Genomic DNA, 23,945 nt, shown 5'->3' on the forward strand with positions numbered 1-23,945 from the left:
AAGTATTGTAATGGACAAACAATCTATAAAAATTTCGGTTGATGCAGTTGTCTTTGGATATGAACAAGAGGTTATTTCTGTATTATTAATAAAAAGAAAATATGCTCCATTTAAAGGGAAATGGGCAATACCAGGTGGATTCGTTTTAAATGAAGAATCTTTAGAAGGTGCTGTAGAAAGAGAACTTCATGAAGAAACAGGAGTTAAAATTAATTATTTAGAACAACTTTATACATTTGGAGCACCAACTAGAGATCCAAGGGGCAGGGTAGTTTCTATTGCGTATTTTGGTTTGGTAAGACCTGATGCTTTTAAAATATTTGCATCTACAGATGCAGAACAAGTACAATGGTTTAATATAGAGCAACTGCCAGAATTATCGTTCGACCATGAAAAGATATTAAATATTGCAATAGATAGACTTAGAGGGAAAATAACTTATGAACCCATTGGATTTGAGCTTTTAGATAAAAAATTTCCTTTTTCAGATTTAGAAAAATTATACACAACTTTGTTAGGTAGGTCGATTGATCGACGAAACTTTAGAAAGAAAATAATCAGCCTAAATGTTCTAGATGAACTAAATGAAAAAGTATCTAAAGGTTCAGGAAGACCTGCTAATTTATTCCAATTTAATCAAAAACGTTACTTCCAATTGAAAAAAGAAGGAATAATATTTGAGATTTAAAATACTGAAAATCAATATTTTAATTAGTATACGTAAAAATAACGCAAAACAAATTTGTGAATATAAATATTGAAATGTATATTTGTGTAATAATTACGCAAATACATATATTTATGAACGCATTACTTTTAACAGACGGATACAAAACAGGACATCATCAACAATACCCAAAAGGAACTGAAGAGGTTTATTCAAATTGGACTCCTAGAAGTAATAAGTATGCGCCTGATGGGTGTGAAAAAGTTCTATCTTTCGGTCAGCAATATGTTATAAAATGGTTGCACGATTATTTTGAAGATAACTTTTTTCAAAATCAAAAGAAGACGTTTGTAATTATATTAAAGAAGAACTTTCATTGTACCTAGGTACTTCATATGATATTTCACATTTAGAGGCGCTACACGATTTACAATATTTACCAATAAAAATAAAATCGTTACCGGAGGGTGTGGAAGTACCAATTAGGATTCCAATGTTGACAGTTGTAAATACTAAACAAGAGTTTTATTGGATTACAAATTTTTTAGAAACCATTTTATCTACAATGCTTTGGCAACCTATGACATCTGCTTCTATTGCATTATTATACAAACGAATTTTTAAAAAATGGGCAGTAATTACGGATAAAGAAAATCTTGCTTTTATCGATTTTCAAGGACATGATTTTTCAATGCGAGGTATGGGAGGGCTTCAAAGTGCTTTATCTTCAGGAATGGGTCATGCAAGTGTATTTTTAGGTTCTGATACGCTTCCAGTAATTAGTGGTTTAAGAGAGTATTATGATGCTAAAGGTTTTGTGGTAGGTTCTGTAAATGCAACCGAACACTCTGTTATGTGTGCGGGAACGAAAGATGATGAAATAGGTACATTTATAAATTTAATGGAAACTTATCCATCAGGTATTCTGTCAGTAGTAAGTGATACTTGGGATTTGTGGAAAGTATTAACAGATTATTTACCAAAATTAAAGAATGAGATTTTAGAAAGAGATGGAAAATTGGTAATTAGACCAGATAGCGGAGATCCAGTAGAAATTATATGCGGTAAAAATAGAGAACTAGGTAATGGTTCTCCACAAGAGAAAGGTGTTGTTGAGCTACTTTGGGATATTTTTGGAGGAGAAATAAATGAACAAGGATTCAAGGTTTTAGATTCGCATATTGGAGCAATTTACGGAGATAGTATTACTACGGAAAGAGCAGAACAAATATGCCAAAGATTACACGATAAAGGTTTTGCAACTACAAATGTGGTTTTAGGGATTGGCTCTTTTACGTATCAATTTAATACAAGGGATACATTTGGTTTTGCTATGAAGGCAACATCTGTTGTAGTTAAAGGAGAAAGAAGGGAGATTTTCAAAAACCCTGTAACTGATGATGGTGTTAAAAAATCTGCTAAAGGATTAATAAAAGTAACTTTGGAAGACGGAGAATATAAATTGGTTGATGGGGTTTCAGAAACAGAAGAAGCCGAAGGCGAATTACAATTAATTTATGAAAACGGAACCTTTTTCAATATGACTAATTTAGAACAAATAAGAAAACAAATCGATGGATGTATTTAATTTTAACTTTTACGAAAGATTGAAACAAGATTACCAACAGCATAAAAGCCTTTTTGTAGCTTATGATTATGATAATACAGTTTTTGATTATCACAATCAAGGTATTAGTTACAATAAGATAATAAGCTTATTGCGAACATGTAAATCGCTAGGTTTTACTTTAATACTATTCACAGGAAATGAAAATAAAAAATTGAATACTATTAAATTAGATTTAAAAAATAGAAATATCCCTTTCGACTTAATAAACGAAAACCCGATTATGAAAACTAGAAAGCCTTATTATAATATTTTATTAGATGACAGGGCTGGTTTGGTAGAATCATATAATTATTTAAAAAAACTGACAGATGAAATACGAGATAAACAAATTTAAAGACGGACAAGTTTCTGCTAAAATAATAAAATCAGGTGATTTACATATTAAAATTAGAGGGAACAGTTATGAAGATTTATTTAAAATAGCATCAATAAAAGAAGTTTGGGACAATGAAAATTCTACTAATAAAAATTTAAATACTTTTCTAACTATTTTCTGTCTTATAGGTCAACGATCTGATAGAAGATTTAAAGAAGGAGAATCATTTGATTTAAAAGTAATAGCAAATTTTATAAATGCTATGAACTTTGATAAAGTTGAAATATTAAGCCCGCATAGTAGTGTGGCTTTAGCTTTAATCAACAATTCAATTGCTTTGAGTAGTTTAGATTATGTGAATAGAGTGTATCAAGACATTGGAAGTCCTGTATTGGTAAGTCCAGATGCTGGCGCATATAAAACCACACATTATATAGCTGAAAGATTGAATGCAGATTTGATTCCTTCAAATAAAGTAAGGGTTAATGGTGTCCCAAAAATTTCAATTCAAGGTAATGTTGAAGGAAAAGAGTGTTTGATAGTAGATGATTTAGCAGATGGCGGAAGAACCTTTAAAATTTTAGCTGAAACTTTAAAAAATCAAGGTGCAAGCAAAGTGTTTCTGTATGTAACTCATGGACAATTTAATTATGGATTTGATGAGTTAAAAGAAACAATAAACCATATATATTGTACAAATAGTTATAGGGATATTGAAAATGATTTTGTAACTCAGTTTAAAGTTATTTAAAAATGAAAGAACAAAACAAAAAACAAATTAGTAAGTTTTTAAGCCTGATATTAAGGCATAAGCCAGAAACAATCGGATTGAATTTAGATGAGAATGGTTGGGCAAATGTGATGGAAATTTTATCTAATACAAAATTGAAATTTTCAATGGACGACTTAGAAGAAGTTGTTGTAACTAATGATAAACAAAGATTTTCGTTTAGTGAAGATAAAAGCAAGATTCGAGCAAATCAAGGGCATTCGACAGATACTATTGATTTAGAATTAAAACAACAGATGCCTCCAGAAATATTATACCACGGTACGGTTTCAAAATTTATTGATTCTATTATGAAAAATGGTTTACAAAAGATGAATAGACAGTATGTTCATTTAAGTGAAGAAGTTGAGACAGCGAGCAGAGTTGGAAGTCGAAGAGGAAAAGCTATTATTTTAAAAGTTAGGGCATTGGATATGTATAATTCTGGTTTAATATTTTTTAAGTCTGAAAATGGAGTTTGGTTAATAGATTTAGTTCCGAAAGAATTTATTTCAAAATAGTGTCCTTCTTCACAATCTCTAACCCATCATCAATTAAATGTCCAACTTTAGGATTGTTTTGTTTGATGTTTTCTAAATGATTTAAAATCTTTTTACACAATTCAGTTTCATTTCCAAGATACGCTAATTCATAAAGTTCTACAGATAATAACCAATCATTTGGATACTCTTCAATAAGTTGTTCTAAAACTTTAGTTCTAGAAATGGTTTTGTTAACGCCATCCCTATAATCTCTAACCTGTTGATATAAGCTTTCAAGTATTAATCGCTCTTTTGATTTTTTAATATGAATGGTGTTTGATGACGTTTTATGGGTAATTAAATCAAAACTATGCAAATCTGCAGGCCCCGAAAAAGCTGAAACAATATCTTTCCCTACAGCCATATCATAAACACCCCATTCTGGTTTAAATAAAATAGTAACATTATGTGTTACAGTACAATTTTTAAAACTGATTAAAATAATTTTACCTTGAAGATTGCGTTTTCCTGTGATGATTTCTCCTGAAACTTTAATACCTCCTTCAAATTCAAGATTTACAATACGTTTTTCATAAATATTGTATGCAGCTAAATCACGCGGACTCATATCTTCGATAGCCAGATTAATGCCTTTGAGTTTTCCGATAGGAGAACCAAAACCCTCTAAATGCGTAGTTGTACCATGACCAACCAATTCTTTTTCGCGATACGCTAAAGCAGTTTTGCTTTCAGTTTGAGTATAAATGGGTTTGCCTTCATGTTCAATGATCGAATTGAAAATTCCAGAAATTTGAAGGCCTGTACTCAGTTCTATAGTCCCTAAAGCTTTTGAAGCAATTAATTTATTGACTCCAGAAAGTCCACCTTTGCGTAATGCCATGGTATTTGCAAACTCTTCTAAAATCAAGCTTAAATGCGCAAAATCGGGTGTGAAGTAAAGCTGAGGTTGGGGTTTTGTAATATCAAAATCTTTATAGGTAGCATTTATGTCATATGGTAGTTTTTTAACTTCATTTGTCATGCACCAAGCACTTTCTCCAATGGATGATAATAAACCAGCACCATATATTTTTGGGTTTTCAATACTTCCAATTAAACCATATTCAACGGTCCACCAATGTAAATTTCTAATTAAAGCCATTTCGCTGGGCTTGCCCATATTCTTTTGTAATGTTTCAACTTTTGCTTCAGCGGAGGCGATATCATCATCATTTGAATTAAGAGCTTCTTTAATTATAGATAAATGCCTAACAGCTTCATATAACTCATAATCCTTAGCTGAAGAAATAGCTTTACATCCAATTTCTCCAAAACGTCTTAAGTATTCTGCGTATTCAGGATTTGCGATAATAGGGGCGTGCCCTGCGCCTTCATGAATAATATCTGGAGCAGGCGTGTATTCAATATGTTCTAATTGACGGATATCACTTGCAATAACTAAAACATTATAAGCTTGAAATTCCATAAACGCATTGGGGGGAATAAAACCATCAACCGCAACAGCTGCCCAACCAATATCTTTTAAGATACGGTTCATGCCATACATATTAGGGATACTGTCAATCGAAATGCCAGTTTGTTTTAAGCCTTCCAAATAAGAACTATGCGCAACATGACTTAAAAAATCTACATTTTTTCGCATCACATAGCGCCAAACGGCTTGATCAATAGCAGAGTAATCCTCATAATTTTGAGGTTTTATAAACTGCTTCAAATGCTTTGGAAGCTTTTGAAGTATTTCGTTAGATTCAAATAATTCCGACATTGCTAATTTTTACATGTAAAACCTTTATAAAAATACGAATTATTCATTAAATGACATATATTTTAAGTTTTATTTCAATGTTTGAATCTATAAATGAATTCTAAATAAGATAACAATAAAGATTTCCATATATTTAGATTTCTAAATTTCATAATTAAATTACATGTATACCAGACGGATATTTCCAGTAAAAGGTGTTTTAAAATGGACCCGAAGACACATTTTTTTATTCTTATTAATTGCACTAATACCCGTTGTGTTATTTGATGTTGTTGGCTTAAAATGGCTGCATGTGCCATGGTTGCCTTTAGGTGTTTTAGGTACTGCTGTGGCTTTTATTGTGAGTTTTAAAAATAATGCGTCTTATGACCGTTTATGGGAAGCCCGAAAAATTTGGGGAGGAATTGTAAACTCATCTCGATCTTGGACTATTATGGTAAAAGATTTTATAGATAATACACATGCTAAACAAAAAAGAACAGATGTTGAGTTGCAAACTATAAAACGGGAATTGGTACACAGGCATGTAGCGTGGTTAACGGCGTTGCGTTATCAATTGCGAGAAGACAAGCCCTGGGAAATGCATTTAAAAGCAACAAAATCTAATAGAGAATTTAGGGAAAATTACTTTAGAGTTTGTGAAGATGAAATAATGCTTGAAGACGAAATAAAACCCTATTTATCTGATGCTGATTTTAAAGAAGTATTTGTAAAAGGGAATAAGCCATCTCAAATTTTAGGTGTGCAATCCAGGCGATTAAAAGAGTTGATGGATGAAGGTTTGATTGAAGATTTCCGGCACATGGAAATGGCAAACATACTTGTTGAATTCTATACCTTACAGGGTAAAAGTGAACGTATTAAAAACTTTCCTTATCCTAGGCAATTTGCAACTTTAAACTATCTTTTTGTATGGATTTTTATTATTCTATTACCTTTTGGTATTATGGAAGGTTTTGAATCTATTGGAGATCATATTTTAGAAGATTTGGCAAATCATGAATCCCATACTTCTATAGGTCATTTAATACAGGAGTTTATTGCGAAACATTTTGTTTGGTTTTCTATACCCTTTAGTGCATTAATTGCTTGGGTGTTTCATACTATGGAAGCCATAGGGGAAAATACAGAAAATCCGTTTGAAGGCGGCCCCAATGATATCCCGATTACTGATATGAGTAGAGGTATTGAAATTGATATCAGACAACTTATTGATGATACAGATATTCCTAAACCTTACGAGTGGAAAAATGATATTGTGATGTAATGATATTTGTCATATTTTTATTTCAAATAATTAATACTTTTGCTACGAATTTAAACCGAAACTTATGAGAATTATTAAAATGGCTATACTACTAGTCATCATTATGTCAATGTTTAGTTGTGCGTCATCGTACAGAAATATTAAACCTAATACTTTAAATTATTTGTCACAAAATGAGAATAAGCAAATTAAATTAGAGTATAAATATGATTTACTTGATAAGAAATATGCTAAAAAAGAAGAAAAAAAGGTGTTAAATTAGTTGCTATAAAAATCACTAATAATACTGATAGAGATTTAACTTTTGGAAAAGATTTTAGTTTGGCTTATGCAAATGAAAGTGATGTTCATGTTATGGATTTAGAAAAAACGTTTAAAACACTTAAGCAAAGTCCAGCAACTCATTTGTTTTATTTACTGCTTACGCCAGTAAATCTTTATACAACTGAAACCAGAAATGGTTTTCAAGAAACAACAAGCTCAACACCTATAGGTTTGATTTTAGGACCTGGTTTGGCTGCGGGTAATATGATTGCTGCTGGTTCAGCAAACACAAAATTTAAAACAGAAATGGTTGATAATAGTATTTATGGGACTGTTATTAAAAAAGGAGAAACTAAATCTGGGTTAATTGGAATTAAATCTAATTCTTATGATGCCTTAAAAATTAAATTTAATTAAAAATAGTTCGTAAATAAAAAAAGCGACTCAATTGAGTCGCTTTTTTTATTTTTATTTCTAAACCCCAGGAGGATATTGTTCTAAGATTTTAGAAACAAATTCCTTAATACGTTCTTCTTTTTTATCCACATTTCTACTTAATATACCTGTACCCATACCTTGCCATATCAATTCTTTTTTCTTGGCATTAATTAAGTCTACAAAAAGTACACCTTGCGTACTTGTGGAAACTGCTGGTTGTTGATTCCAACCCCAGCCCCAACCAGGACCAAAACCGCCGCCCCAAGGACCAAAACCACCCCAGCCCCAGGCACCCATGCCCCAAGCATTATTGTAAACATCAACACGTTGGTTAGATTTTGTAAAAATACTTACTAGTAAATCTGGGTCTTCAGATTTTGTAAAACCTTTTGCTAAAAGTTCTGCTTCAATAGCACGTAGAATACGGCGTTTGTCAATATCGTTTATCTCTGCTTTATCAATGCCCGTTTTAAAAAAAGCAAACGTTTTATGAGTATCAAAATTGGCTTTTTTGTCGTAATCAGTAGATACTCTAACTGATGAGCAAGATGTTGCTACAATTAGTAGCGCGATAATGGGCAAAGTTTTAAATAATTTTTTCATAGTTACAATATTTTAATTTTTCTTTTTTACGTAGTGTTTAAATTTCTCTTAATAATCGTAAAAGCATCAATAATCGTACCACATAGCTGTAATATTCAACGTTTTACGGTATTGGTACTTTTATCATAGCCATATGGGCAATGTCTGCATCCGCTTTCACAACAATAACCACGTTTTAAATGGTATTGTTCTGTAAAACAGCGGTAACCTTCGGGTGTGAGGTAAAAGTCGTCTTCTTCAATAGGGATAATCTTTTTCATGTCTTACAAAGATATTTAATTTTAAAGAATTAATTTGTGGTTTGGTTTTTGAACCGATTTAAGTATGATTTTCATTTCAAAATATATAGTGCCAAAGGGGTATACTGGCATTTCAATTTTTCCTTTTATCTTTTTGAGCAAGAAGGAATTAAAGTTCAGTAAAACCTTAATTAATCATGAAAAAATACATTTAGGACAGCAATTAGAATTACTAGTAATTCCATTTTATTTATGGTATTCTATAGAATTTCTGGTAAGACTTATTCAATATAAAAATTGGCAAAAAGCGTATCGTAATATTTCTTTTGAACGCGAAGCATACCATAATGAATCTGATTTGAAGTATTTAAAACATAGGCGTTTTTGGAGCTTTTTAAAGTATCTTCGCGAGTAATGAATTTTGAGTTTGAAAATACTAGAAATACACAAATAAAACTTCCAAAGGGAAAGGATATAAAGCTATTCATAAAACGTGAAGACGAATTACATGCCTTTGTTTCAGGTAACAAATACCGAAAACTAAAATACAATCTTAAAGAGGCTGAAACGCAGGGTTTCGATACCTTGCTTACTTTTGGTGGTGCGTTTTCAAACCATATAGCCGCAGTAGCTTCCGCAGGACATATTCTTGGTTTTAAAACTATTGGCATAATAAGAGGCGAAGAATTACAAAATAAGATTGAAACCAATCCTACTTTAAAATTTGCAAAAGAAAATGGTATGCAATTTAAGTTTGTTTCTCGAGAAGATTATAGAGTCAAAAATTCCGAAACTTTTTTAAAAACTTTAAAAGATGAATTTAATGCGTTTTATATGATTCCAGAAGGTGGGACAAATATTCTGGCTGTAAAAGGTTGCCAAGAGATATTGGCTAAAAATGATGCTGATTTTAATTATATATGTTGCCCTGTTGGAACAGGCGGCACTATTTCTGGATTAATAAATTGTTCAAAACCTAGTCAACAAGTTTTAGGTTTTCCTGCTTTAAAAGGTTCGTTTTTACATCAAGATATTAGTAAATTTGTAACTAAAACCAATTGGGATTTAATAACGGATTATCATTTTGGTGGTTATGCTAAAATTAATTCAGAATTAATTCGTTTTATAAATCAATTTAAATCCGAAAATAATATCCAACTAGATCCTGTTTATACAGGTAAAATGTTATTTGGAGTTTTAGATTTGATAGTAAAAGATTATTTCCCAAAAGGTTCAAAAGTACTAGTAATTCATACTGGAGGTTTACAAGGAATAAGAGGTATGAACGTGATGTTAAAAAAGAAAAGTTTACCCTTAATAGAAGTTTGATGAAGCGAATATTGATTTTATTAGTTTTAGGTGTTTTTGTGTTTAGTTGTGGTACTAAAAAGAGCGTAGTTACCAAAAAATCAAAAACCAAAAAGACTGAACAAGTTGTTTCAAAAAAAGTAGAACCTAAAAGGGAAGTAGAAACTGAAACTCCAAAATCGATTTTAACTACTACAGAGGCATACATTGAGACCTATAAGGCAGTTGCTCAAAAAGAAATGACGCTTTATAATATTCCTGCAAGTATTACTTTGGCTCAAGGAATTTTGGAATCTGCTTCTGGAAAAGGACGACTTTCAGTTGAAGCAAATAATCACTTCGGAATAAAATGTCATACTTGGTCTGGCGCAAAAATTTATCACGATGATGATAAAAAAGGGGAATGTTTCAGGAAATACAATAATGCAAAATATTCGTTTAGAGATCATTCATTATTTCTAACTTCCAGAAAGCGATATGCTAATCTTTTTGATTTAAAAATTAGTAATTATAAAGGTTGGGCTAAAGGTTTAAAAGCTGCGGGTTATGCAACCGATAGAAAATATCCTCAAAAATTAATAGCTTTAATTGAGCGCTATCAATTGTATAAATATGATGATGAAGTTTTAGGTGTAAATTCTTCAAGTAGAAATTTTTCTAAAGACGAAATAACTCATATTGTTGCTAAAGGAGATACTTTGTATTCCATATCTAGGCTGCATAATGTTAGTGTTGATGACTTGAAAGCGCAAAATGATATAGAGGGTACTACTATTTCCATAGGCCAAATTTTAAAAATAAAAACTGATTAAATTTCACAATGATTTATAAACGAAGTAGTGCATTATTTGCAGATGCTGAAAAAGTAATTCCGGGAGGCGTAAATTCGCCAGTAAGAGCGTTTAAAGGTGTAGGAGGGACCCCGATTTTTGTAAAAGAAGCCAAAGGCGCCTATTTGTATGATGAAGATGGAAACCGCTTGATAGATTACATTAACTCTTGGGGGCCAATGATTTTAGGGCATGCTCATGAGCCGGTTGTAAAAGCTGTTATCGAAAAAGCTAAAAAAGGCACATCTTTTGGAATGCCAACAGAAATTGAAACTCAAATTGCCGAATTAGCTGTTTCAATGGTGCCAAATATAGATAAAATTCGTTTTGTAAATTCCGGTACTGAAGCATGTATGAGTGCGGTACGTTTAGCACGTGGTTTTACAGGGAGAGATAAAATCGTAAAGTTTGCCGGGTGTTATCACGGACACTCGGATTCTTTTTTAATTCAAGCGGGAAGTGGTGCTAGTACGTTTGGAACACCTAATAGTCCTGGTGTCACAAAAGGAACTGCTAAGGATACTTTGCTAGCAAACTACAATGATATTGAAAATGTAAAAACACTTATTGAGGCAAATAAAAATGAAATAGCATGTGTTATCATAGAGCCAGTTGCAGGTAATATGGGGTGTATTCCTCCAAAAGAAGGTTTTTTAGAAAACTTAAGGGTTTTGTGTGATGCCAATAACATATTGCTTGTTTTTGATGAGGTAATGACTGGTTTTAGACTTGCAAAAGGCGGTGCGCAAGAATTGTATGGTGTTAATGCTGATATTGTGTGCTTTGGAAAAGTTATTGGTGGCGGATTACCAGTTGGTGCTTTTGCAGCAAGAAATGAAATCATGAACCATTTAGCGCCATTAGGACCAGTATACCAAGCAGGTACTTTAAGTGGAAACCCGTTAGCAATGGCAGCTGGTTTAGCAATGTTAACTGAGTTAAATAATGATGCTGATGTGTTTAAACGTTTAGCTGAAAAAACAGAATATTTACACAAAGGAATTTCAAAAGTTTTGGTTGAAAATGATGTGACTCACACCATAAATCGAGTTGGCTCAATGATATCTGTACATTTTGATGATGGAGATGTTGTAGATTTTGAAACCGCAGCAAAAGGCAATAACGATACGTTTAAAGCATTTTTTCATAGTATGCTAAACAATGGTGTTTACATTGCACCAAGTGCTTTTGAAACATGGTTTATCACAGATGCTTTAACCTATGAGGATTTAGATTTTACTATTAATGCAGTACATAGGTTTGCAAAATCAAGATAATAAGTTCAACAAAAAACATCTCCAATTTTGGAGATGTTTTCACTTTAACTAAATAAAAATCACTAAACTAAATAAAACTCAATTTATTTATTCTTTCTGCCAGCATACTTTTTCTTGGCTTTACCTTTCATTTTAGCATGTCTTTTGGCTTGAGCTTTTTCCCATTTGGCATATTGCTCATCATTTAATATTTTTTTCATCTTTGCTTTCATAGCAATTTTGTGATCTAGCATTTTATTTACCATTTCAAAGCGTTGTTCTTTTGTAGGTTTTGTGGCTTCTCCACTTTCTTTTTTAGCTTTTCTTTCTGTCATCCTCGTTTTTCTCATTTTAGCATTTTCTAAACTAATTGCATATATATCATCTTGTTGCGATTTGTTTAAGTCTAAAAACAAAGTCATTTTTTTAGTCTGTAAGGTTGCCATTTCTTCAGGAGCTAAATTCATAGCTTTTGAACCTCTTTTATTGGCTTGAGCAGATGTAATTTGCATTGCAAAAATTGCCATTGTAATTATAAACAGTTTCTTCATGGTATAAAATTTTAAGTTGTTAATGCTTGGACTAGTAAAAAAAGAAAGGTTTAAAAATGCAATTATTTTTAACGGAAAGTTAACAAGTAGAGGAGCGTTTATTTCTTGAAAACGGGAATTTCAAAATTTATTCCTGTTTGGAAATCGGGGGCATTGTTAACAGTAAAATCTTCTTTGAAAAACAGAGAAATTTTGTAGTTGCGTCTACCGTAGGTGTAAATAAAGTTCCAATCGGTTAATGTGGCAGATAAAGTAGCGACACCATTTTGCCAACCACCATTTATTTCTTGCCATTTACCTAAAAGTTTAAAGTAGTCTGCTTCTGCTTTTTTGTTATAACGTGTTTGTGAATGATAGTTAATGCCAAATGCATGGTAATTACCTTTTTGAGTGTATTTTGTAAATTCTAATGCGACTTCAAAAGTTCCTAAATATTCATTAGTACCTAAATCAATATTATTTTTAGAAGCGATAAAATTCTTGTGAAGTACGCTTGTGCCTAGTCCAAAATTGAATTCGTTTTTATTTTTAAGGATGATGCGTTTTACAGCATTAAGTGAGACGCCGTAATCTAGTGACTTGTTGAATTTTGACGTATTGATTCCTAGATGACTTCCAAAGTTTGCATAAATACGTCGGTCTTCATTTCTTAAAAACGAAGGATAATAAAAGTGATTGAACTCAAAACCACCAATAAAAAAGTCATTTTGATTCAATTCCAGAGTTCTCCCGTTTCTATCATTATATCTAAAGTTTACTTGATTAAGTCCGTAATAGCGTCTGCCATAGGGGTCTTCGCCTCCAGCAATATTACTGTGAAACCATTCAATGCTTTCATCACTTGTGAAAAAGGAAAAAGGGTGCTTTCCTTTAGTAATAAGATAGGAGCGTAATGTAAAACCTAATTCATGCTCTTTTGAGATAGGTATGTTGTAATTAAAACGAAACTCTTTAATAACTGCATCAATCACAATATTCATATAATCGGCAGGTGTAGTTTCTTGGTTAATAAAAGTGTAATTTCTAGCGTACCAAATGACTTTACTTAGCTCTTCCCTAACAGAGGGGTCTTTGGGGAAATAAGCTTCAACAAATGGATGGAAATTATTGCCGCTCGTGTAATTAAAAGAAAATGTTTTGGTTTTCGGAGGTGTTATTTTAAAATTCTGATTAATTCTAGCACTAAAAATACCAAAGTGGTGTGTTGCCAGAATGCTAGGTCTATCAATTCCGTTTTTAAATACAATACTGTCTTTTTCTTGTGCATTACAAAAAGTAAGAAAGCAAAGGGATAGCAAAAAATAGGGCGTTTTTAGGCATGTGGCAAATATATACTATTTTTAATTTTCAAGTTGTGCACGTTTTACAAGTTCCATAGTAGTATTATAAATAGATTCTTTATCCATTTTACTTTTTAACCAAGCATAAAAACTCATTACAAAAATATCTTCTTGTTGCGGTTCAATCCAGTCAAAAGAGTTTTCAACTAAGTTTTTGAATTTATTTGAAGTTATGTTTTCAGGATTTTTGTAATACATTGTTACGAGTTCTAGGTAGGTCATAACCCGTTGTTGGCCAATAGATTTTAGATACTCATAATACTGTCTTTTAAAACTTAAAAGTTTAGATTCTACCAAGTTCACATTTCCTAACTCTATATGTAATAGAATTTCAATAAGGTTCTTTTTTATAACCCATTCTTTGTTTGTTTTTTCGGTGTACCAATTGTCACTATGATAAAACTTTGAAAGTATTTGCTGCGCATTTTTAAAATCTTCATTTTGAAAATAAAACATGATTAAACTTAAATGAATATCTAAAATAGATTCAACGTCGGTATGTTTAATATTTAAAAATGGTTTTAGTAATGCGATGGCTTGCTCTTGTTTATTTGAGTAATTCCAATTTAAAGCCAGCAACATATTATATTTTAGTTTGAAGGTGTTGTAATATTTGGTTTTATGATTTACCATATACTCACACATTAATTCTAAATACATTTCTGATGCTTCGAATTTTTTATTTCTAAATAGTGTATTAGCTATTAAATATAAAATCTGAATATGATAAAAAGGTTGTTTTTCTCTGTCTTTGTATGATGCTATAGATTTATACGAATTGATTAAAAACGACTCGATTTTAAGATAATCATTGGTGGCGAAAGCAGAAACACTAGCAATGCTTATCAATTGATATAAGGATTTAAATGACAATTTATCAATACTATTAATATTGAATTCTTGAAGCGTGTTTTTTAAAATTGTTTGAAAATCTGAAGTATCATTATGAGCTAATCTGTATTTAATTTTGGAGTAAACAATGTTTAATTGATCTTCTAATTGATGTTTTTCTTTATTTGAATTGAATTTTGAAATTAGCACATCTATATCAATAGAAGGAAATGCATGCGCAAATTGAATTTGAGTGTGATAAATTTCATTTAAAAGTGGAAATAGATGATGCTCAAGAGCAATGCTTTCTGCTTTGTTTAAAATTTTATATGCGGTTTTGTAGTGTTTCTGTTGTAAATAATTCCGAGAGGCTAGAATATATTTTATGATTTCCATGTGAATGGAATTTTCATCTTCCAAACTTGAATTTGCAGAAAAACTAATAATAGATTGAAATAATCGTTTCCGTAGGGCGTGATATGCGCCTTTTTTAGAATTGCCGTAAAGTTTCAAACAAATGTCTTCTGAGTTTAAATCGTCATGACTTAAAAGTTTGAATAATTGTATGTTTTTAGTATCAGTTCGTTTATTCTTTTTCTCTAAATAAGTAATAAAACGTTGTTGTTCTTCTTTTGAAAATGTAGAAACTATATTGTTTAAATCATTCATTTAATCGTCATAAAAATAATCTATAGTAAAGTAAATATAATGATATAACGATAAAAATAACAAAATATATCGTCAGTTTTAATAAAAAACTGTGTTTTGCAGCACACCAAAGTTATGCAAATTTGCCTCATAATCATTAAAACAAAAATTATGAATTATCAAACAACAGTTTCAGTAGATGATAACCTAAAAGAAACCAAAAAGAAAAAGGAAGTCAAAGTTTATGATCAAAAACCAACAGCAGCTTTTATAGGAGCATCTTGGTCTGCGCTTTTAATTGGAATGACATCTTACTGTATAGGATTATGGAATGCTGATATGATGCTAAATGAAAAAGGCTATTATTTTACAATATTATTATTTGGATTATTCTCGGTTATTTCGGTTCAAAAAGCTGTAAGAGATAAAATGGAAGATATTCCTGTAACCGATATTTATTATAGTATCAGTTGGTTTACAACACTTACATCTATTGTGCTCTTGGTTATTGGACTTTGGAATGCAGATTTGCTATTAAGTGAAAAGGGATTTTATGGTATGTCTTTTCTGTTGAGTCTTTTTGCTGCTATTGCGGTGCAGAAAAACACTAGAGATGTACAATACATTGATAGAAATGAAGAGGACGATAAATAACCTGAATAAATTTAAATCAAAACAAAAAATTAAAGGGTTGTTTTGATGGTTGGTTAGTAACCCAAAACCTCGTAACTATGATGGTTGCGAGGTTTTAAATATGCTTTGCTATGAAACAATATTTTAGACCTTTAATTTTAATACTTAGTGGTTGGTTAACTATAATAATGACTTTTTTTGTCTCAATCGAAGGAGGTGGATCAATGATTTTTTAATCTCTGTACCAATACAAATTGCTCTTGGATTAATATTTGGAGCAACTTACTGGTACTTAAGCCTTAAAACTAAGAAAGAACTTGTAAAGCGTATAGTTTTCTATATCATGTTATTGATACTTGTGGTAATATGCCTATCGTATTATCCCTATAAAAATTGAATTTAGATGAAACAAATGCTCACCAAACATTTAATAGTGTTTTCTAAAAATACTTTAATTTCTGAACGAAGGCGAATATTAGAAATAGTTGCAGTAATTTTAACTGCATTAGGAAAATTTATATTTATGGATTTTCTAAACTGGAGGTTACCTTTTGTTGTATTTGCTATACTATCTTGGAGCTTCTATGTGTACTATCGTTACTCAAAAGAAAAGGGTGTTTTAAAATATTGGGGTTTTAGAACAGATAACTTTCAAAAAGCTGTAAAATTGATGTTGCCTTTTGGATTGGTAGCAATTGTGTCTTTTTTTATCATTGGGTATTATCAAGGCACTTTGAATTTAACTTGGCATATTTTACCGATTTTGATAACTTATCCTATTTGGGGAAGTATTCAGCAATTTTTAACTATCGGACTTATTGCAGGAAACTTAAATCACTTTAAATTGAATAAGTGGTTTATCGTTTTTATAACTGCTGTTTTGTTTTCTGTAGTTCATTTTCCATCAATTTGGTTAATGATTGGAACATTTATATTGGCATTATTCTATGGATATGTGTATTTAAAAGTGAAAAATATTTACATCATGGGATTGTTTCATGGCTGGTTAGGAGCTTTGTTTTATTATACGGTTTTAAATCAAGATCCTTTTCGAGATATATTTATGAAATACATAAGCTAAACTAATTTCCGTATTTTAGTAATCAAACTCTTTTAGATGCCCTATTGGTTATACATTGTAATAATTGTACTCATTGTTTATATAGCAATTAGTATAGCCTTGTATTATTTACAAGATTATATGCTGTTTAAGCCAGAGAAGCTACATAAAGATTTTGAGTTTTATTATGAAAATCAAGACATTGAAGAGCATAATTTAGAAACCAGAGATGGCGCAGTTATCAACGGCTTGCTTTTTAAACCTAAAGGGGCCTTCAAAAGGTATTGTGTTGTACCTCAAAGGAAATTCTAAAAGTATCAAAGGCTGGGGAAAATTTGCAGTAGATTTTACAAGGCATAATTACAATGTATTAATGGTAGATTATCGTGGTTTTGGAAAAAGTACAGGCAAACGTTCGCAAAAAGCCATTAAGCGTGATTTACAACAAGTATATAATAAAATTAAGGAACACACTACCGAGGATAGAATTATACTTTATGGGCGCTCTTTAGGTTCTGGGTTTGCATCAAAACTAGCTTCCATGAATCAACCAAAACTATTGATATTGGATGCGCCGTATTATAGTTTAACAAAAGTTACAAAGCGTTACGCACCTTTTATGCCATTGTCTATTTTGATAAAATACCCTTTACCAACTTACAAATGGTTAAAATATGTACAATGCCCAATTCATATTATTCATGGCACAAATGATAAGTTGATTCCTTATAAAACAAGTGTGAAACTATCAAAAGTAAATTCAAAACTAACCAAATTACATACTGTTATTGGTGGTGGACATAAAAACTTAAACACCTTTGAATCCTATCATAAAATGATTCATGATATATTAACAAGCAAGCCTCAAAATATCGATTTGTCAACCACAAGTATCAATGTTAAACACAGTTCAAAACCCGATAAAACGAAAGCTTAAAAAGTTAGCTCTCGTTTTAATAAGTCTTTATGTTATGATTACAGCTGCATTATATTTTATGCAAGAAAAACTATTGTTCTTTCCAACGGTTTTAGAGCAAGATTATGAGTTTCAATTCAATCACAATTTTGAAGAGTTAAATATTGAAACAGATGATGGTGCCCAACTCAATGCCATTCATTTTAAAATTGAAAAACCCAAAGGCGTCATCTTATATTTTCATGGAAATGCAGGCGATTTATCACGGTGGGGAACCATTGCAGAGTTTTTTGTTGAAAAGCAATATGATGTTTTAATTATGGACTACCGTAGTTATGGAAAAAGTACAGGAAAATTAAGTGAAGCAGCATTTTATAGTGATGCACAGTTATTTTATGACCATTTGAAAAAAGATTATAATGAAAATGAAATTACAGTATATGGGCGTTCATTAGGTACAGGTATTGCAGCTTACATAGCTTCTAAAAACGAGTCTAAGCAATTGATTTTGGAAACACCATATTATAGTATTGCAGATGTTGGTAAATCTAGATTTCCGATATTACCTGTAGAACAGTTATTAAAATATAAGTTTCCTACTTATCAGTTTATTGAAACAGTAGATTTCCCAATAACTATATTTCACGGCACCAATGATAATGTTGTGCCTTACAATTCAGCTGAAAAATTATATGATATAGCTCCTAAACCAAATACGAAATTCATAACTATTGAAGATGGAACTCATAATGATTTAATTAATTATGAAGCTTATCATAAGCAGCTTGAAACACTTTTTTCTTAAAAAAATTAACAACCTCAGACTTAATCTCTTAAAGAAATTATAAAAAAATAGTTTCCCTTGTTAAACATTTCTAAATGTGTGTAAGTAATTGAAGGTTTTGTCGTCTATTTGTATAGAATTTAAAAGTCATGTACATTTAAATTCTAGTTTAGTTTGGTTAGTTTAGTTAAAGCAAAAAGCCAGTAATCAACAGATTACTGGCTTTTCTTTTTATGTATAGTGTCTTTTTTATTAAGCAATTTTAACAAACAAGCCCTCATCAGTTTTTTCAACCTTCGCCAAGCTATTCTTAGTCAACTCTTTAATGGATTTATCCCATTTTTTGTTGGACAGGCCGGATTGTGATTTTAAATCTACCAATTCCAGTTTTTCGGACTTGTTTAGAATTTCCAAAATGGCTTTGGCATCATCACTAATGGCCAAAGGTTTTTTCTCGGGTTTCATTTGCGGGAAGAACAATACTTCTTGAATGGATTGATTGTTAGTTAAAAACATAATTAATCTATCCATTCCAATACCCATACCTGAAGTTGGAGGCATTCCGTATTCTAAAGCACGTAAAAAATCGTAATCTATGGTTGCAGTAGCTTCGTCATCTCCTTTTTTTGCCAATTCTAATTGATGCTCAAAACGTTCGCGTTGATCAATCGGATCATTCAATTCACTATAAGCATTTGCGATTTCTTTTCCACATACCATTAACTCAAAACGCTCTGTTAATTCAGGGTTTTCACGATGCTCTTTACACAACGGACTCATCTCTTTTGGGTAATCCGTAATAAATGTAGGTTGGATGTAATTACCCTCACATTTTTCGCCAAAAATCTCATCAATTAATTTTCCTTTACCCATGGTGGCATCAACTTCGATGCCTAAATCTTTAGCAGCTTGTCTAATTTCGTCTTCAGATTTATCAGTAATATCAAAACCTGTAAAATGCTTTATAGAATCTGCCATGGTCACTCTGGCATATGGTGCTTTAAAATCTATGTTATGCTCTCCAAAAGTCGCTTGAGTTGACCCATTAACTACCATAGCACAATGTTCTAACAGCTGCTCGCAGAAATCCATCATCCAGTTGTAATCTTTATAAGCTACATAAATTTCCATAGCTGTAAACTCAGGATTATGGGTTCTGTCCATGCCTTCGTTTCTAAAGTTTTTGGAAAACTCATAAACACCATCAAAACCACCAACAATTAAGCGCTTTAAATACAATTCATTGGCAATTCGCATGTATAACGGCATATCCAAAGCGTTGTGATGTGTAATAAACGGACGCGCCGCAGCACCCCCAGCAATAGGTTGCAACACAGGAGTTTCTACTTCAAAATAACCAGCGTCGTTAAAAAATGTACGCATAGCATTGAATAACTTAGTACGCTTAACAAAGACTTCTTTAACATGTGGATTTACAACTAAATCTGCATAACGTTGTCTGTAACGTAATTCTGGGTCGTTAAACTCATCATAAGTATTGCCATCGGCATCCGTTTTTGGTAACGGTAATGGTCTAAGAGCTTTACTTAACAACGTAAAATCTTTAACCATAACGGTTTTAGCACCCACTTTGGTTGTAAATAATTCGCCTTCAATACCAACAAAATCGCCAATATCAAGCAATTTTTTATAAACATCATTGTATTTGCTTTTATCGTCTCCAGTACAAATTTCGTCTCTATTAAAATAGACTTGCACTCTGCCTTCACTATCTTGAAGTTCAGCAAAACTAGCGTTTCCTTGAATACGGCGCGACATTAATCTACCAGCTATAACCACCTTTTTTCTCTTCAAAAGCAGTTTTAATATCCTTTGAAGTTTGTTTTACAGGAAATAAATCTGCTGGATAAGGGTTAATGCCCAAGGCTCTTAATTTTGCGAGTTTTTCGCGTCTTACTTGTTCTTGTTCTGAAAGCTGCATGCTAATTTCTATTTTGAGGCCTCCCTTTTTTCGGTAGGCAGGTGCAAAATTACGTTATTTACAAGAATTAGCGAACAACTTTTAACATCAGTTTTAAATAGAATTAAGTGCTTTTATAAGTTTTTCGTTTTCGGGACTTAATTTTAAAGCTTTTTTGTAGAGTTTTTTAGCCTTTTTCTTATTACCTAAGGCATAATATTTTGTGCCCAAACTTTGAAATGCTTTGTATTCTTTTGGGAATAATTTCGTGTTGAGTTTTAAAACTTCAAGAGCTTCCTTTTTACGTTTAGTGGTAAATAGAATGTGGGCATAAGTGTTGAGTTCGAATAAGCTTTTTACTTTATTTTGATTTGATTTGATGATGTTTTTAGATGCTTTTTTAAGACCTTTTAATCCACTATTTTCTATAATTGTATTCACTTTTTGTACAATTTGATAGTTTGATTTATAGGTGTTAGAAGAAACAATATTCAAAATGTCTTTTTCAAAAGAAACTATAGGATGCTCTACAATACGATTTACTTCTTTTCCATCTTTATAGAAAATAATAGTTGGTACACGGTGTATATTTAAACCTGCTTCTTCGTGATTTGGGCTTTGTTTGTACATATTAGCTTTTCTGCTTACGGCCACAACCGTTAATTGGTCCTCTGGAAAATTACAAGCTTCTAAAATTTTGTAAAACTTTGGTACTTCATTTTTACTATCGCCACACCAAGTGCCTAAAAAGAGTTTTATTTGATAATCTTTAAGTTTAGAGCCTATGGCTTTGATATTTGTTTCATCTAGCTTGTAATCCTCATAGTTTTTAGAAAACCACGAGTTATAATTTTTAGAAGTTAAACCGGTTTTATTTATTTTACCAAGAAGAAAAGGAGTTTCTCCATCTACTAAAATTTCTTTGTTAATGTTCTGTGCCTGTATTGTGTTTGATAATAAAAGAGCAAGAATGCATATATGGATTTTTTTCATGTGATTTTATTTTAATGCAACGGTAGTTTTAGCAATAACATTTCCTTTTATTTTAAGCTTCTTTTGAGGTTCAGTAGCGTTAGAAACGATAGTAATTGATTTGGAAAATCCGCCAATTCTATTGGTTGCATATTTAATATCAATAGAAGAAGACGCCCCAGGAAGAATTGGTTTTTTTGAATACTTAGGAACAGTACATCCGCAAGTTGTTTTTACTTTAGAAATTATAATAGGTGCTTTTCCTGTGTTTTTAAATTTAAAAGTTCTAATGCCATTGGTGTTTTGATTGATAGCGCCATAGTCAATGAGTTCTTCTTCAAAAGTGAATTCGCCAAGATTTGCAGCTTCTGCTTTATCTTGCGAAAAACTAAGACTTGAAGTAAAAATATAACTAATAGAATAAAGGTTGAAATAGATTGATGTAACCTGATTGATTTTTTGGCAATTTTAAAATAATTCATAATGTTCGTTTTTTGATTTGATGATTGACGACAAACATCACTAAACATTAAGAAAAAAGAAAATATATAGGTTGAAATCGGTACTAGTACCTAGGTTGAATTTTGTAACTATTTGTTAAAGAGGGATTTTAATTCATCTCTAGAGTTTACTTCTAGTTTTTTGTAAACGTTGTTTATATGCGTTTTTACAGTACTTACACTCACAAAAAGCGCTTCAGCAATCTCTTTATTAGTGTTTTCCTTTAGAATTAGTTCCAACACATTTTGCTCTTGTTTGGTCAATTGTTCTTTTGCCTCAGCTTGTTGTTTTGTTTTTTTCTTTTTGAATTTAAAACAAACCATAGATTTATTAAGATAGATATTGTCAATAATCCAATTAGAAAATAGATCCAATTAAAACTTGAGGTCTCTGGAGTTGGAGTAGATATGTATTTGTCTGAAGCTATTTCAGATTCGTATTGTTTAGTGTATGAGGAGTTAGGGTATTTAGCTTGTAATCGTACTAATAAATCGTCATAATAAGTAGTCTTTTTTAAATCTTCGAGATAATAATCATGAAACTGATTTCCTCTTTCTGATAAAAATGAAAATATATATAATTCGGCAAGTGGTTCGTTTAAGTTTTCTCCAAAATCCTGAAGCTTTTTAAACCACTTTTTATTGTTCAATTCTCGGTTTGCTTTACTTCTATACTCAGAGTAGGCAAATTTCATATCTTCTTTTAAAGAATCTATTTTTATAAATGCAGCAGTTTTTAGGTTTGTGGAATTAATGTCACAGAACATTTGCGCATCAAAGGAAAGCGGAAACCGAATAGTATCGGTGTTTTTTGCTATAAATATTATGTCTTTACTATCGAGACAATGACCATCAAAGTGATTACTTTCTTGAGTGTTTGAATCACAATTATCAACATGAAGTTTGTATATTTTTTGTTCAGAATCTAATTGATTACCTGTAAATTCAAAATAGCCTTCTGTATTAGCTGAAACTTTGGAGATAATTTGCTCATTATTAATGCTTTCCAAAGTACGGTAATCATCAATTACAGATAAATAAACATCACTTTGCCAACGTTCATTATCAATAAATCCATTAAAGTTATGTTGAGCACCAGCATAATTTCCGAAGAACATAACAAAAAAATGTAACATAAATATCTCACAGCACTAAACTACTATATTTTCTTTTAAAAATAAATTTGAGTTGTGTTTATTAAAGTGTAACAAATAGGTTATTGAAACGTCAAACAAGTAAATTAAACATTAAATACAACATTATGAGTTTTTGGAGAGTTTTACTTTCTATTATTTGTCCGCCGCTTGCTGTTATTGATAAAGGTTGTGGCTCTATAATTATCGTTTTTCTACTATGGCTTTGCGGCTGGGTTCCGGGCGTTATTGCAGCTTTGGTAATACTTAATAATCCTAAGAATTAAGCTATCTTTGCTTGGATTTTAATCTAGTAATATTTAATTTACTTATTTATAGCCAATTACATGAATTTTTCAAAACATCTTTTTTTAATTCTTTTAGTATCATTTAGTTTTTTTACATCTTGTAATATTGAACCTTATGAAGGGGAAATACCTGAACAGAATGAAACGCCATCAACATCGGATTTATTTGGCAAGTGGTGGTATGATTCAGGGGATTTTACCGCAGATGTATATTTTCATTCTGATGGAAAATATGAACAAAGGATTGTTCTTTTAGGGATGGCTGCCAAAGGAACTGCTGATTGGGTTTGGTTAGATGAAGAAAATGGGATAATGAAGTTAACTAATTTTGCAGGTCAAGGGCAAACCGTAAGTGAATCTTGGTATCGATTTTCTGATGTGCTTGAAAAAACGATGTCCCTTGAGGTGAGTTTTGATGGTGTAAATTATTCGAGTAAAGTATTTTATCAAGATACAGATAACTAGTCTTAAATTGTATTTACAGTTGTAATCA

28 protein-coding genes and 1 pseudogene are annotated in these 23,945 nt (G+C 31.3%); 18 read left to right on the forward strand and 11 right to left on the reverse strand.

The annotated features are described in order from the left end of the window. The first annotated feature begins 10 nt into the window (after positions 1-10). From AC0L5U_RS18105 to AC0L5U_RS18130, 6 genes are all read left to right on the forward strand, one after another. Positions 11-688 (forward strand): NUDIX hydrolase, encoded by a 678-nt coding sequence (locus AC0L5U_RS18105; protein WP_473417837.1) that lies wholly within the window; start codon positions 11-13, stop codon positions 686-688. Between the two features lie 113 nt (positions 689-801). Further along, positions 802-1,053, forward strand: coding sequence for a nicotinamide phosphoribosyltransferase domain-containing protein (locus AC0L5U_RS18110; protein WP_473417838.1), 252 nt, complete (start codon positions 802-804; stop codon positions 1,051-1,053). After that, complete coding sequence (locus tag AC0L5U_RS18115) at positions 1,044-2,255, forward strand: nicotinate phosphoribosyltransferase (protein WP_473417839.1); 1,212 nt, start codon at positions 1,044-1,046, stop codon at positions 2,253-2,255. The genes AC0L5U_RS18110 and AC0L5U_RS18115 overlap by 10 nt, the downstream gene beginning before the upstream one ends. Continuing rightward, complete coding sequence (locus AC0L5U_RS18120) at positions 2,242-2,631, forward strand: hypothetical protein (RefSeq protein ID WP_473417840.1); 390 nt, start codon at positions 2,242-2,244, stop codon at positions 2,629-2,631. Before AC0L5U_RS18115 ends, AC0L5U_RS18120 begins: the two co-directional genes overlap by 14 nt. After that, positions 2,606-3,364, forward strand: a complete 759-nt coding sequence (locus tag AC0L5U_RS18125) for a phosphoribosyltransferase family protein (RefSeq protein ID WP_473417841.1) — start codon at positions 2,606-2,608, stop codon at positions 3,362-3,364. Before AC0L5U_RS18120 ends, AC0L5U_RS18125 begins: the two co-directional genes overlap by 26 nt. 2 nt (positions 3,365-3,366) lie before the next feature. Beyond that, on the forward strand, positions 3,367-3,903 hold the full coding sequence (locus AC0L5U_RS18130; protein WP_473417842.1) for an RNA 2'-phosphotransferase: 537 nt from the start codon (positions 3,367-3,369) through the stop codon (positions 3,901-3,903). Here AC0L5U_RS18130 and AC0L5U_RS18135 read toward each other — a convergent pair. Beyond that, on the reverse strand, positions 3,890-5,650 hold the full coding sequence (locus tag AC0L5U_RS18135) for an aromatic amino acid hydroxylase (protein ID WP_473417843.1): 1,761 nt from the start codon (positions 5,648-5,650) through the stop codon (positions 3,890-3,892). The genes AC0L5U_RS18130 and AC0L5U_RS18135 overlap by 14 nt on opposite strands. 163 nt (positions 5,651-5,813) lie before the next feature. Between AC0L5U_RS18135 and AC0L5U_RS18140 the strand changes: the two genes are divergently transcribed. Then, a complete protein-coding gene (locus tag AC0L5U_RS18140; RefSeq protein WP_473417844.1) occupies positions 5,814-6,917 on the forward strand; it encodes a bestrophin family protein in 1,104 nt (367 codons plus the stop codon). 321 nt (positions 6,918-7,238) lie between these two features. Next, entirely contained in the window at positions 7,239-7,598 is a 360-nt protein-coding gene (locus AC0L5U_RS18145; protein WP_473417845.1) for a hypothetical protein, read from the forward strand. 57 nt (positions 7,599-7,655) lie between these two features. On the opposite strand, the gene AC0L5U_RS18150 is transcribed toward AC0L5U_RS18145, so the two are convergent. Both AC0L5U_RS18150 and AC0L5U_RS18155 read right to left on the reverse strand, forming a co-directional pair. Beyond that, the gene (locus tag AC0L5U_RS18150) at positions 7,656-8,222 is read right to left on the reverse strand and encodes a DUF4136 domain-containing protein (protein WP_473417846.1); all 567 of its coding nucleotides are present in this window, start codon (positions 8,220-8,222) and stop codon (positions 7,656-7,658) included. Positions 8,223-8,317: 95 nt separating this feature from the next. Further along, a complete protein-coding gene (locus tag AC0L5U_RS18155) occupies positions 8,318-8,482 on the reverse strand; it encodes a DUF5522 domain-containing protein (protein WP_473417847.1) in 165 nt (54 codons plus the stop codon). Between the two features lie 64 nt (positions 8,483-8,546). Between AC0L5U_RS18155 and AC0L5U_RS18160 the strand changes: the two genes are divergently transcribed. The 4 genes from AC0L5U_RS18160 to hemL are packed head-to-tail and all read left to right on the forward strand — an operon-like array spanning position 8,547 to position 11,876. Then, entirely contained in the window at positions 8,547-8,876 is a 330-nt protein-coding gene (locus AC0L5U_RS18160; protein ID WP_473417848.1) for a hypothetical protein, read from the forward strand. Continuing rightward, entirely contained in the window at positions 8,876-9,790 is a 915-nt protein-coding gene (locus tag AC0L5U_RS18165) for a 1-aminocyclopropane-1-carboxylate deaminase/D-cysteine desulfhydrase (RefSeq protein WP_473417849.1), read from the forward strand. Before AC0L5U_RS18160 ends, AC0L5U_RS18165 begins: the two co-directional genes overlap by 1 nt. After that, entirely contained in the window at positions 9,790-10,581 is a 792-nt protein-coding gene (locus AC0L5U_RS18170) for a glucosaminidase domain-containing protein (protein WP_473417850.1), read from the forward strand. The genes AC0L5U_RS18165 and AC0L5U_RS18170 overlap by 1 nt, the downstream gene beginning before the upstream one ends. Positions 10,582-10,589: 8 nt before the next feature. Continuing rightward, positions 10,590-11,876 carry a glutamate-1-semialdehyde 2,1-aminomutase gene (hemL, locus tag AC0L5U_RS18175; RefSeq protein ID WP_473417851.1) on the forward strand — a complete coding sequence of 429 codons (1,287 nt, stop codon included), beginning with the start codon at positions 10,590-10,592 and terminating at the stop codon, positions 11,874-11,876. 83 nt (positions 11,877-11,959) lie between these two features. Here the strand turns inward: hemL and AC0L5U_RS18180 are convergent, their stop codons facing one another. The 3 genes from AC0L5U_RS18180 to AC0L5U_RS18190 form a co-directional block, all read right to left on the reverse strand. Next, on the reverse strand, positions 11,960-12,406 hold the full coding sequence (locus tag AC0L5U_RS18180) for a hypothetical protein (RefSeq protein ID WP_473417852.1): 447 nt from the start codon (positions 12,404-12,406) through the stop codon (positions 11,960-11,962). A 98-nt stretch (positions 12,407-12,504) separates the two neighbouring features. Further along, positions 12,505-13,704, reverse strand: a complete 1,200-nt coding sequence (locus AC0L5U_RS18185; protein ID WP_473417853.1) for a hypothetical protein — start codon at positions 13,702-13,704, stop codon at positions 12,505-12,507. A 42-nt stretch (positions 13,705-13,746) separates the two neighbouring features. Beyond that, positions 13,747-15,246, reverse strand: coding sequence for a hypothetical protein (locus AC0L5U_RS18190; RefSeq protein WP_473417854.1), 1,500 nt, complete (start codon positions 15,244-15,246; stop codon positions 13,747-13,749). A gap of 150 nt (positions 15,247-15,396) precedes the next feature. On the opposite strand from AC0L5U_RS18190, the gene yiaA reads away from it, so the two are divergent. The 4 genes from yiaA (at position 15,397) to AC0L5U_RS18210 (ending at position 18,639) form a co-directional block, all read left to right on the forward strand. Further along, positions 15,397-15,879 (forward strand): inner membrane protein YiaA, encoded by a 483-nt coding sequence (yiaA, locus tag AC0L5U_RS18195; RefSeq protein WP_473417855.1) that lies wholly within the window; start codon positions 15,397-15,399, stop codon positions 15,877-15,879. A gap of 382 nt (positions 15,880-16,261) precedes the next feature. After that, entirely contained in the window at positions 16,262-16,939 is a 678-nt protein-coding gene (locus AC0L5U_RS18200; RefSeq protein WP_473417856.1) for a lysostaphin resistance A-like protein, read from the forward strand. Positions 16,940-17,147: 208 nt separating this feature from the next. Further along, on the forward strand, positions 17,148-17,855 hold the full coding sequence (locus AC0L5U_RS18205; RefSeq protein ID WP_473417857.1) for an alpha/beta hydrolase: 708 nt from the start codon (positions 17,148-17,150) through the stop codon (positions 17,853-17,855). Further along, a complete protein-coding gene (locus AC0L5U_RS18210) occupies positions 17,815-18,639 on the forward strand; it encodes an alpha/beta hydrolase (RefSeq protein WP_473417858.1) in 825 nt (274 codons plus the stop codon). The genes AC0L5U_RS18205 and AC0L5U_RS18210 overlap by 41 nt, the downstream gene beginning before the upstream one ends. A gap of 231 nt (positions 18,640-18,870) precedes the next feature. Here the strand turns inward: AC0L5U_RS18210 and lysS are convergent. The 5 genes and pseudogenes from lysS to AC0L5U_RS18235 all read right to left on the reverse strand — a co-directional run bounded on the left by lysS (position 18,871) and on the right by AC0L5U_RS18235 (position 23,147). Next, positions 18,871-20,560: pseudogene (gene lysS / locus AC0L5U_RS18215) on the reverse strand (lysine--tRNA ligase). 93 nt (positions 20,561-20,653) lie between these two features. Further along, on the reverse strand, positions 20,654-21,532 hold the full coding sequence (locus tag AC0L5U_RS18220; protein WP_473417859.1) for a tetratricopeptide repeat protein: 879 nt from the start codon (positions 21,530-21,532) through the stop codon (positions 20,654-20,656). Positions 21,533-21,538: 6 nt separating this feature from the next. Then, positions 21,539-21,967 carry a DUF1573 domain-containing protein gene (locus AC0L5U_RS18225; RefSeq protein WP_473418330.1) on the reverse strand — a complete coding sequence of 143 codons (429 nt, stop codon included), beginning with the start codon at positions 21,965-21,967 and terminating at the stop codon, positions 21,539-21,541. Between the two features lie 134 nt (positions 21,968-22,101). Beyond that, positions 22,102-22,275, reverse strand: a complete 174-nt coding sequence (locus AC0L5U_RS18230; protein WP_473417860.1) for a response regulator transcription factor — start codon at positions 22,273-22,275, stop codon at positions 22,102-22,104. Further along, on the reverse strand, positions 22,272-23,147 hold the full coding sequence (locus tag AC0L5U_RS18235) for a helix-turn-helix transcriptional regulator (RefSeq protein ID WP_473417861.1): 876 nt from the start codon (positions 23,145-23,147) through the stop codon (positions 22,272-22,274). Before AC0L5U_RS18235 ends, AC0L5U_RS18230 begins: the two co-directional genes overlap by 4 nt. Before the next feature lie 125 nt (positions 23,148-23,272). Here AC0L5U_RS18235 and AC0L5U_RS18240 point away from each other — a divergent pair, with 125 nt between their 5' ends. Together AC0L5U_RS18240 and AC0L5U_RS18245 are read left to right on the forward strand one after the other, a co-directional pair. Continuing rightward, a complete protein-coding gene (locus tag AC0L5U_RS18240; RefSeq protein ID WP_019388284.1) occupies positions 23,273-23,431 on the forward strand; it encodes a YqaE/Pmp3 family membrane protein in 159 nt (52 codons plus the stop codon). Positions 23,432-23,491: 60 nt separating this feature from the next. After that, entirely contained in the window at positions 23,492-23,917 is a 426-nt protein-coding gene (locus tag AC0L5U_RS18245) for a hypothetical protein (RefSeq protein WP_473417862.1), read from the forward strand. The last annotated feature ends 28 nt before the right edge of the window (positions 23,918-23,945 follow it).

Source organism: Jejuia sp. G7-7 (assembly GCF_055808955.1).